Consider the following 9490-nt stretch of genomic DNA (forward strand, 5'->3'; position numbering starts at 1 on the left):
CGCACCGCAGCCGCGGGCCCCGTCGCGTCAGCGGATCCGCTGCTCCGGGGCTCACCGGAGAGCCTCACCCGAAGGGGGCGATGAGCGGGGTGGTCAGTCACCCCGCCGGTGTGTCCAGCTGACCTGCTCCGCGGGGTGGTGACGGGCCGCCAGATAAGCGCGGAGGGCCCGTCGCGGAGGATGTCGGTGAGGGAGGCGACCAGGATGGGTATGGCATGCCGACTGCCAGACCCGTCGCAAGCACTCGACCGTCCCGTCGGAGCGTGCGCCGGCCGACCCTTACACCCGGCTACGGCACGGCTGAAGTCCGACGCTGCAATTTTCATCCGGGCTGAAGGCCGAGGTTGCCGCGTCGAGCAAGTCCTGGTGGGAAAGGTGCTGTTGCAGCGAGTACGAGTGATCAAGAGCGGTGCGCTGTCGGCGCCGTCTCCTACCCTGCGGTTACGTTCAGCAGTTCAGGTGGGGAGGGGACGACGATGGGCGGCAATGCGTGGAGTCACACGGGCCCGTATCAGCCAGACCTGGCGGTCGCATTCCGGCAGGCTCAGGAAGAGACCCCGGCACGGGACAACCACGGCTTCGTGGGTCGATCCATCGAAGACCTGTGGCGCGATGCGGAGTGGCAGGAGTACATCTTCACTGGCGGCACGTGCACGGTGCTGGACTTCCCCCTCATGATCGACGCCACGGATACCGACGATGGTCCGTTCATGCGGCCGCTGACTGACGATGAAGTGCGCGCGTGGGCTCCCCACGGCCGACCCACATACGAGGAGTGGGACGACGCCCTCGATTCCGAGCGGCTGGCCTTCCCGGGCCGCGCTCAAGGAAACTGCACGGTGCTCTACCGTGACGGCCGACCCGAGCAGATCGGCTACTGGGGCGTCACGGCCGACTAGGGAACGGCACCCCCGCACGGTGCGGCCCCTGGATGCGTCCGGGGCCTTCCTGCTCCGTTTCTTGGAGCGGGTGCAGGAGCGGGATCTGGCCCGTACCCGGCGGTGGATCACCGACGAGGAACGCCGCGAGGCCGAACGTCGGCGCAGCATCGAGGCCCGCCCGCCGGTGCCGGACTGGCTGATCGAGCAGAGCATCGGCCACCACGCCCCGCCGGTGTACGTACACGTCGGCGGCTGCCACATGGCGGGCAAGCGGTCCAAAGGCGCGACGAGGGAGCAGGCGGTACGGGCGCTCACGGAAGGCGTGGACCCGTGCCCGCACTGCTGCCCCGACACCGACCTCGGCATCCTCGAGTGACCGTAGCTCCCAGAGACCGTCCGGGAACGTTGTTCGTGGTGTTGACGGGGTGTGAGGGGCCATCGTCGGCTGGTCGGTGGCCTCTGGCAGACTCACGGAATGGGAATGTTCAAGCGGGCCAAAGAGGCGGAGAGCGCTGGTCAGGCCGAGGGGCCAGCCGACCTGACCGCGTTGTTGCTGCAGGGCGAAGAAATGATCGACCAGTTGGCTCGTGCGCACATGTCCTGGGGGCTGGGCTCGGCGGATCGCTGGGATCTCGATCAGACGACCGGCATCATCACCTGGACGTTCCCCGATAAGACTGCAGCGGCACCGGCGCAGATCCTTGGTAGCTTCAGCCGCGCCTCGGGCTCATGGCTGTGGGCCTGGGCCAACACGAGCATCCTCCCTGAAATGAGCCGCGACGCCAGCATCTTCCGGGACTGGGCCGAAGCTCACGGGCATCCTCACCTCGCCCAGCCGAAGATCGACGCTGACGAGAAGGCTGCTTCGTCACTCGTGGCCTTGGCTGTTCGGGTCACCAATGCGACCGGCTATTACAAGAGCCCGGGAAACAACTCCTCCGTCGTCATCACGTTCGGTCCGGTCACCTTGACCGCTGCCGACGGCACTGTTTCCAGCTTCAGCATCCATATCGGCTAGCGCGGCCCGAGTGGGCCACCCCCGGGAGCTGGGGGTGCCAGCGGCTTGGCGAGGGTGAGGCAACCGCTTCGCGCAGCTCGGCCATGATCTCCTCGTACCGCTGCCTGCTCACGCTCCCGACCTTGGGTAAGTCGGCCATGTCAGCCCCTGCTGCCGAGGCGCAGACTCCTCCTGCCGACGACAAGCCCCGGCCCCACACGGCAGCGTCAACCCGCTGCCCGATCCACAGCAACCAATGGCCAACGCTCCCTGGCAGGGAGGTTCACGGACGGTCTCCCAGGAAGGCGAGAGCGCTCGCCTTCCCCTCGAGGCCGACGAAGGCCGGCATGTTCGGGAACCCGCAGCACACAGCCAACATGCGAAAACCCGACTCCGGCGGTGACCAGCCACTTCTGACCGCGCCCTCTGGCAGACGCAGCCAGGGGCGGTCGTCGTGGTCCGATCTCGGGCAGCTGCCTCACATCCGGCTGCGCAATCGGCCGGGCCGGACCTGCGCAATCGGCACCGCGGCGGCTGCGCAATCGGCTGTGACGGCTGCGCATTCGCGGCCGCTCGCACTGCGCAGACTGTCCCGGCCAGCCTGGCCTGGGGCGCTTTGATGGGGATCTCTGAAAACGACCAGGGGTACTCGTCGCCCCACTCGGGGGGCCAACTGCGAATAGCCGCTATGGTCCGCCTCGTACCGGTGGAGTTACCGACTGATGAGCAGGCCGAGACGTACGGGACGTTCACTACCCGGTGCTGACGGTGGCGCTGGTGACCGGCGGCTGAGACATCGCAGCCCCGGGCCGCTCGCGAAGGGGCTTCGCCGCCTCACGCCGGGCTGATCAGGCCATCCTCGTTCATGACGAAGCGGCCCGTGCCGAGGACCTTCCGGTCGCTGAGCCACTGCAGCGACAGGTTGTGCAGATTCTGGTGTTGGTGTTCCCAAAGCATCTGGTGTCCAGTACCGCGCACTTTGACTATGAGCTTGTTTTTGGGTCCGATGGCGTCGTACAGCTCGGTGACCGAGAAGTTGAGCTCCGGATCCGAGCTCGTCGGCGCGCCCGCCGGCGTGTTCGCCGTCGTGTCGTGCTCCCCATACACGATCATCACGGGCACGATTCCGCCGAGGGCATTGCTCTGTGCCACGGTCGTTCGGTTCCATCCCCACCGGACGAAGTTCCTGACACGGTTCAGGCCTTCCGGTGGACCCCAGGTGCTGCCGACCGGTTCGCTGTCCATGATCGCCTTCCACACCACGTCCACCATGCCGGGTTCCCGCTGGTTCGGGGAGCGCAGCTCGCCGTCCCACGCGCTCACAAAATTCCCTTTCGTCATGAGGGACATCGGAACCCCGGGGAGCGGTAGCGGGTGGCTCGGTGCGGTCGACGTGGCCTCGGGCGGGAAGATCGGCGCGAGCAGGAACATGCTCTCCACGTTTTCCGGCCACTTTTGTGCGTATTGTCCCATCGTGAACGCGGCCGCGGACCAGCCGACGAAGGCGACCTGCTGCACGCCGCACATCTTCTTGATGTACTTCACGACGGTGTGCAGCTCGGCTTGGTCGCTGTCGGAGTTGTTCAGCTGGTAGGGGTAGTTGGGGTCGCACGGGACGAAGCCCGGCGGCCGTGGAGCGAGCAGCTTCTGGTCCTTCTTGCTGAGGTTGCACGGGTCGTCCATCTTGGGACGAGGTGACCGCCCGGAGCCCTGGAGGTCCATCATGAAGACGTCGAAACCGGCCTCCGCCAGTGCCTCGGCCCAGCCATACGTCTTGTACTGGAGATCGAAGCCGGCGAGCACCGGAGCACTCCTGCCGTGAAGCATGAGCACGGGTTTGCCTGCCGCCCAGGGGAACAGCGGGTACGTGCCGTTCCGCTCCCGTACGAAGAGGTGGACCGTCTCGCCTGTGTTCGCGGGAACGCTGGACGTGTGGGGGACCAGGTGGTCGGTCAAAGTGACGCTCGGCCACAAGGGCGGCCACCACTTCGGCTTTGGTGGCCTTGGCACTGACGCTGGCTGCCATGACTCTGGCCACCATTTTGGCCTTCGTGGCCGTGGCCACGGCCATGGCAATGGCCACGGCCAGTTTTGTCTTGGTGGCCGCCAGTCCCTATCCATGGGAATCATCCGTTCCGTGTACTTGGTCCGGGGGCTCATCCCCTTTGAGTCAGCATCGGGAGCCTGCGCGCCCGGCGCCACAGCACGGCCGCCGGTCTAGGCCAATGGGGTCGACCCTCCGATCGGCGTCGCCGAGTTACACGACATGTCGCCCGCTAATCCAGTCAACAGCTGGGTGTCGGCCGCTCGCGCAGCCGACCGAGACGGTGACCGGCTAATCCTGGCGGGACCCGGCGAGGAACACCTCGACCATGACGGTGGCCGCCTGGACTGTCAGAGCGAGTCTGCCTGGGGAATCAAGCCGCGCAACTCCGAGGACACCCCGAGCAGGGAGTGGGGAGATTCAAATATCCCCATCAGGCAGACGGACGACTCCGCCGAAGTGGCCGAGCTGCGCGCAGAGCTCATGCAGGAGCAGCACGCCCGCGCCCTTGCCGAGGCGGAGGCACGGCACCTCAAGGAGCGCCTGGCGGAACGCGCGGGACACCTCGCGGATCTGCAGCGTGCTCTCGCAGAGCTCACACCCGCCCTGGAACGGGCGGCCATCCCCACACCCTCGCCCCCTGCCACGGCCCTGACCGTTCCCGTGCCTGCCCCCGCCGTGGCCCCGGCCGGGCCGGAGGCGGCATCCGCCGGCCGCGACCAGGAGCAGGGCGAGCGGCGGCGCTGGTGGCCCCGCCGCGGCTGACCACCCCGCACCGCGCCGCGCCCGACCCGGCCGGGATCTCCTGCGATATCTGCTGCACAATCTCCTGCGCTATCTGTTGCGCGAGCCTTTCGGGATGCTGCGCGTTGTTGCTGGTGACCACGCCTTTTTGGGCATGGTCGGGGGCCGGACATCCCCCCTGGAGCCTCCCTCAGCCACCCACGATCAGGAAGAAGGAGATGGGGCGGGGCTGGGGCAGAGGTCGGCCCGGCGGAGGGACCGGGCGCCCTGGAGGGGTGTTGCGCGTCGGCGGCGCCTCCGCGCTGCCCGGCCGCTGAAGCGTCCGGCCGCTGAAGCGTCCGGGCGGTGGAGCGTCCGGGCGGTGGAGCAGGGGGCAGCGGGCGGCGGCGAACGGCGAACTGCACTGCTGCGCCAAGGCGTTGCGGTAGGGGACAGCGGACAGTTGGCGAACTGCGCTGTTGCGCCAGGGTGTTGCGGTGGAGGTTGCGCCAAGGGGTTGCGCTGGAGGTTGCGCCAGGGTGTTGCGCTGGAGGTTGCGCAGCCTCCTGGCGGGCGCTCCCGTCACCCCTGGTCAGGAGCCCACTGGGGCGTGGTCTGGGTGCTGACATCCCCCTCAGAGCACCCCACGACCGCCCCGGCACAGAAGAAGAAGGGTGGGAGGGAAACGGGCGGGACGCGGCGAGCACCTCGGGGGATCAGGCGCCGACCCGTTGCTCGCGCGCGCCGGGCGGGGCCGCGCGCGGTCGAGGCGGCGCGGTGTCCGCGCAGCACTTGATGGGACCCGGCGGCACCTGGCCGGACTTCCCGGACCGAGGAGGGTCTCCCAGGAAAGTAGTCGGCACGCCCGGGGCCCCTTGACCACCTCCCCTGATCTGCGGCTTCGCCTGCCCCGCCGGGTCGGCTGAGGCAAGTTATAGAGCAAGTTGAGGGGCAAGTTGTAGGGCAACTTGTAGGGCAAGCCGCCCGTAGCAGGGCCGCCCAGGGAAGTAGTCGGCGCGTTCGGCACCCCTTGACCAAGCCCTCTGACGTGCACGTTCCCCTGACCGAGCCGGATCGGTGAGGCGCCCTGCGAAAAGGGCGCAGCACTCGCGAACGACGGAGTCGTGCCGCTCACTCATCCGGACGGCCCACCAGTGCAGATGCCGTTTCGTGCGCGGGCGTGGTGTGTTCAGTCGTCGTCGGTCTGCTCGGGCTGGCCCGGGTAGAGGCAGTACACGCACCGGGAGGAAGCATCGGTGCGGCCCATGCAGCGCTGGCAGATGCCGCGTTCGAGGACTGGGCCGCGGCCGTCGGCGCATCCGGGACAGGTCATCACCGGCTGCTGGAAACCGAAGCTGATCACCCAGCCAGCGCCTTCGGCAGCCTTGCGGGCGATCCGGGAGACCTCATCGGCGGAACGCTCGTCACCGTCGTCGCCTGTCTGGACGGCCAGGTAGACGGCGAGGCAGTCGTCGGTATCGCACACGACAGCTATGCCGGTAGGCATCCAGTCCCCCTCCCCGGGCGCGGCCCGTAGGCGGCCACGCCGATCCGAACCTCGTGCTGAGAGGTATGCCCCGTGCCCGGGCGCTCACCCGGCACGGCAGTGGTCACGGCGATGGTCCTGCCGTAGCCCCGCCAGACGTCGCTGGCCCCTCGGACGCCGGGCCAGGCATGGGCGTACCGGCGGCTTGTTGCCGTACGCGGGTGATGTGGTCCAGGCCCTCGCGGTGGGCGGGAGGGTCAGCCAGGAAGCGGTCTTCGTGTTTTCGCCACATGGCCTCGGTCCGGGCCTTGGACGCTTCCGGGATGAGGGCTGGCAGCGTCGCCAGCACGGTCAGGGCCAGGCCCACCCATACGACCCGGCCGGGGACGTCGGCCAGGGCGGACACCAGGGCCGCGGAGCCGCTCACGGAGGCAACGGACACGGGGATGTTCATGACGGGGCTACTCCTTGACGGATGTGGTGGCTGAGCGGGGCGGCCTTGGGCTCTTGTCGCCTCTTGGGCTGCAGGTGGCGACACAGACAGGGACGCGCAGACGATGTCGCTGGACAGTGACGGAGCGCAGGGTTAGCGGCGCAACCCCGCTGTCGTGACGGGGTCGCACGATGACTAGGGCGTCGGATACCGGAGCTGCCCCTAGCGCTGGCCCGGGCACGGGCGAGGCCCGGACCGCTGGCGGTCCGGGCCTCGCCTTACTGAAAGACGTGTAACTCCGTCCTGCTGCACACCTGAGTTATGGGGCGCAGACCGGACGATGTGACGCGGCATGTTTGGACGGATCGGGGCGTCCGCCAGTCGGCCTCCTGGATAGAGAACGAACGGCTGCCGCGGGCGTGGCCCCGGTTCTACGCTGGACTATTCAGCACAGCACAGCGCGGGGCCGGGGGAGCAATGAGCGCGGGTACGGTGGCGTCTGACGGTTCGTCGGCACGGCGGTGGTTCATCAGCCACGCCGGTGCGGATCGGGCGTGGGCGGAATGGATCGGCTGGCAGCTCCTGGACGCCGGGCATGAGATCGAGCTGGATTACTGGGACTGGGGTGCGGGCGACAACTTCGTGCTGAAGATGAACGCCGCTCTGGAGCGGGGCCGGTTTTTGGCGTTGTTCTCTCCGGCCTACTTCGAACCGAAGCGGTTCACGACTCCGGAGTGGACCGCGATGGTCGCGAGAAGGGAGAAGATCACCCCGGTCCGTATCGCGGAGGCGACCCCGCCGGCGATTCTGAGTTTCCTCCTGGCCCCGGACCTGTTCAGGCTGGACGACTGCACCGCGCGTGAGGCGCTGTTGCGCGCGGTGAACGGCCCGTCCCGGCCTCGACAGGCGCCGTCGCGGCCGCCGGGGATGCTGGCCCGGGTGAGTGGCAGCGGACCGCGCCTGCCGGGGAGCCTGCCGCGGGTGTGGAACGTGCCGGCCCCGAATGCGGCGTTCACCGGACGCGACAGCATGCTGGTTTACCTGCGGGAGCAGTTGGCGTCCGGTCAGCGGGTGGCGGTCCAGGCTCTGCATGGCCGGGGTGGGGTGGGTAAGACGCAGTTGGCGATCGAGTACGCGCACCGGTTCGCCGGTGAGTATGAGCTGGCGTGGTGGATCGCCGCGGAAGACCCGGCCCTCATCCCGGACCAGCTTGCCGCGCTCGCCCTCCACACGGGTGCCGCGCCCGCGGGAACACCCGCTGCTGACGCGGTCTCCGCGCTCCTCGCCGAACTGCGGACGCGCTCGCGTTGGCTGTTGGTGTTCGACAACGCCGAAGACCCCGACACGCTGGCACCGTTCCTGCCGGGCAGCACTACCGGGCATGTGTTGATCACCTCCCGCAACCCCCACTGGCACAACTACGCCGTTCCCCTCGACGTCGACACCCTCTCCCGGACCGAGTCGGTGGCCTTGCTGCGCGCTCAGGGCGCCGTCCTGACCGACGCGGACGCCGACGACATCGCCGCCGCCCTGGATGACCTTCCCCTCGCGCTCGCGCAGGCGGCCGCGCTCCTGACCCGGGGCTTGTCCGCGGCGGATTTGAAGGAGGAGCTGGAGGAGAACCTGGTTCAGGTGATGGGGCAGGGCCATCCGCCCGGTTACCCGACCGCCTTGGCCGCGCAGGTCCGCCTCACCCGTACCAGCCTGGAGACCGACCATCCCGGGGCGGCCGCGGTGGTGGACGCGCTGGCGTTGCTGGCACCGGAACCGTTCCCCCTCACTACCTGCGCCGCCAGCCGCCTCCCCGACCAGGCCTCCACTCTCCTGAAGGAGACGGTGGGTTCGCGGCTGGCAGCGGTGGAGGCGGTGGAGGCGGTGGCCAGGCACGGTCTGGCCCGCGTCCAGGACGGCACTGTCCAATTGCACCGCCTCACCCAGGACATGCTCAAGGGTCAGATGACCGGCCAGGAGTCCGATCGGGCGGTGGCGGATGCTGAAGCACTCCTGACCGCGGCCAACCCTGGTGACTCCGGTGAGCCGCGGTGGTGGCCGGCCTGGCAGGTGCTGCTTCCGCACGCGCTGGCCCCCGACCCCGCCCGACTCACCACCGACCGGGGTCGGTTCGTGGTGAGGCAGGCGTGCTGGTATCTGATGGATCGTGGGCAGGCCCGCCCGGCCCGGGAGCGGTTGCAACCGCTGTATGACACGTGCCTGCGGCAGCTGGGCCCTGACCACGACGACACCCTGCGGGCCGCCCACACTCTGGCTCGTGCGTACGACGACACCCAGGACCACGAACGCGCCCGCGCCCTGGATGAAGACACCCTCACCCGCCGCCGACGCCTCTACGGCGACGACGATCCCGACACCCTGGACAGCGCCAACAACCTTGCCATCCGGCTGCGGGCGCTGGGACGGCACGAGGAAGCCCTCGCCCTGGACGAGAAGACGCTGGAGACACGGCGTCGGGTGTTGGAGGCGGAGCATCCGAACACGCTGAGCGCGGCGGCCAACCTGGCTGCCCTTCTGGCGAGGGTGGGCCGGGTAGGAGAAGCGGTGGTGTTGGGGGAGGAGACGCTGGAGGTGCAGCGTCGGGTGCTGGGGATGGAGCATCCGGACACGCTTCGTACCGCGAACAATCTTGCTGTGCACTTGCGGGATGCAGGTCGGGTAGGGCAGGCGCGTGTGCTGGGTGAGGAGACGCTGGAGTGGCGACGGCGGGTGTGGGGTGAGGATCACCCTGAGACACGCCGTACTGCGGCGTGGATGGAGCGGCTAGTTAGGGGTGAGAGGGAGCCGAGGGTGGGTGAGTGATGGTGCCGTGGTCTGCCGCCCCGTACCGTCTACCAGCGCATTCCCAGCGCGTTGAGGGCTTCACGGCGTTCGGTGCTGAGTTTGGCGGCCCGCCGCCGGGCGTTGGCGATGA

General features: G+C 68.7%; 8 protein-coding genes. 5 read left to right on the forward strand and 3 right to left on the reverse strand.

Going from position 1 to position 9490, the window contains the following annotated elements:
- The first annotated feature begins 476 nt into the window (after positions 1 to 476).
- The 3 genes from OG381_RS49370 (at position 477) to OG381_RS49380 (ending at position 1899) form a co-directional block, all read left to right on the forward strand.
- Entirely contained in the window at positions 477 to 899 is a 423-nt protein-coding gene (locus OG381_RS49370; RefSeq protein ID WP_327722977.1) for a hypothetical protein, read from the forward strand.
- Positions 900 to 918: 19 nt separating this feature from the next.
- Entirely contained in the window at positions 919 to 1257 is a 339-nt protein-coding gene (locus OG381_RS49375) for a DUF6233 domain-containing protein (RefSeq protein ID WP_327722978.1), read from the forward strand.
- A gap of 99 nt (positions 1258 to 1356) precedes the next feature.
- Positions 1357 to 1899, forward strand: a complete 543-nt coding sequence (locus OG381_RS49380; protein ID WP_327722979.1) for a DUF6882 domain-containing protein — start codon at positions 1357 to 1359, stop codon at positions 1897 to 1899.
- A gap of 813 nt (positions 1900 to 2712) precedes the next feature.
- On the opposite strand, the gene OG381_RS49385 is transcribed toward OG381_RS49380, so the two are convergent.
- A complete protein-coding gene (locus OG381_RS49385) occupies positions 2713 to 3705 on the reverse strand; it encodes an alpha/beta fold hydrolase (protein WP_327722980.1) in 993 nt (330 codons plus the stop codon).
- 469 nt (positions 3706 to 4174) lie between these two features.
- Between OG381_RS49385 and OG381_RS49390 the strand changes: the two genes are divergently transcribed.
- Entirely contained in the window at positions 4175 to 4687 is a 513-nt protein-coding gene (locus OG381_RS49390) for a hypothetical protein (protein WP_327722981.1), read from the forward strand.
- Positions 4688 to 5834: 1147 nt separating this feature from the next.
- Here the strand turns inward: OG381_RS49390 and OG381_RS49395 are convergent.
- Both OG381_RS49395 and OG381_RS49400 read right to left on the reverse strand, forming a co-directional pair.
- Positions 5835 to 6152, reverse strand: a complete 318-nt coding sequence (locus tag OG381_RS49395) for a hypothetical protein (RefSeq protein ID WP_327722982.1) — start codon at positions 6150 to 6152, stop codon at positions 5835 to 5837.
- Positions 6153 to 6255: 103 nt separating this feature from the next.
- Positions 6256 to 6585: a hypothetical protein gene (locus OG381_RS49400; RefSeq protein ID WP_327722983.1), complete on the reverse strand. Its 330-nt coding sequence runs from the start codon at positions 6583 to 6585 to the stop codon at positions 6256 to 6258.
- Positions 6586 to 7041: 456 nt separating this feature from the next.
- Here OG381_RS49400 and fxsT point away from each other — a divergent pair, with 456 nt between their 5' ends.
- A complete protein-coding gene (gene fxsT / locus OG381_RS49405; RefSeq protein ID WP_327722985.1) occupies positions 7042 to 9378 on the forward strand; it encodes an FxSxx-COOH system tetratricopeptide repeat protein in 2337 nt (778 codons plus the stop codon).
- Positions 9379 to 9490: the final 112 nt, after the last annotated feature.

Source organism: Streptomyces sp. NBC_00490, from assembly GCF_036013645.1.
GTDB classification, from domain to species: Bacteria; Actinomycetota; Actinomycetes; order Streptomycetales; family Streptomycetaceae; genus Streptomyces; species Streptomyces canus_F.

Bases quoted from the DNA above. Each gene is read 5' to 3' on its own strand.
- OG381_RS49370 (WP_327722977.1), top strand. From the start codon at position 477: ATGGGCGGCAATGCGTGGAGTCACACGGGCCCGTATCAGCCAGACCTG.
- OG381_RS49380 (WP_327722979.1), top strand. From the start codon at position 1,357: ATGGGAATGTTCAAGCGGGCCAAAGAGGCGGAGAGCGCTGGTCAGGCC.
- OG381_RS49385 (WP_327722980.1), bottom strand. From the start codon at position 3,705: ATGCTTCACGGCAGGAGTGCTCCGGTGCTCGCCGGCTTCGATCTCCAG.
- OG381_RS49395 (WP_327722982.1), bottom strand. From the start codon at position 6,152: ATGCCTACCGGCATAGCTGTCGTGTGCGATACCGACGACTGCCTCGCC.
- OG381_RS49400 (WP_327722983.1), bottom strand. From the start codon at position 6,585: ATGAACATCCCCGTGTCCGTTGCCTCCGTGAGCGGCTCCGCGGCCCTG.
- fxsT (WP_327722985.1), top strand. From the start codon at position 7,042: ATGAGCGCGGGTACGGTGGCGTCTGACGGTTCGTCGGCACGGCGGTGG.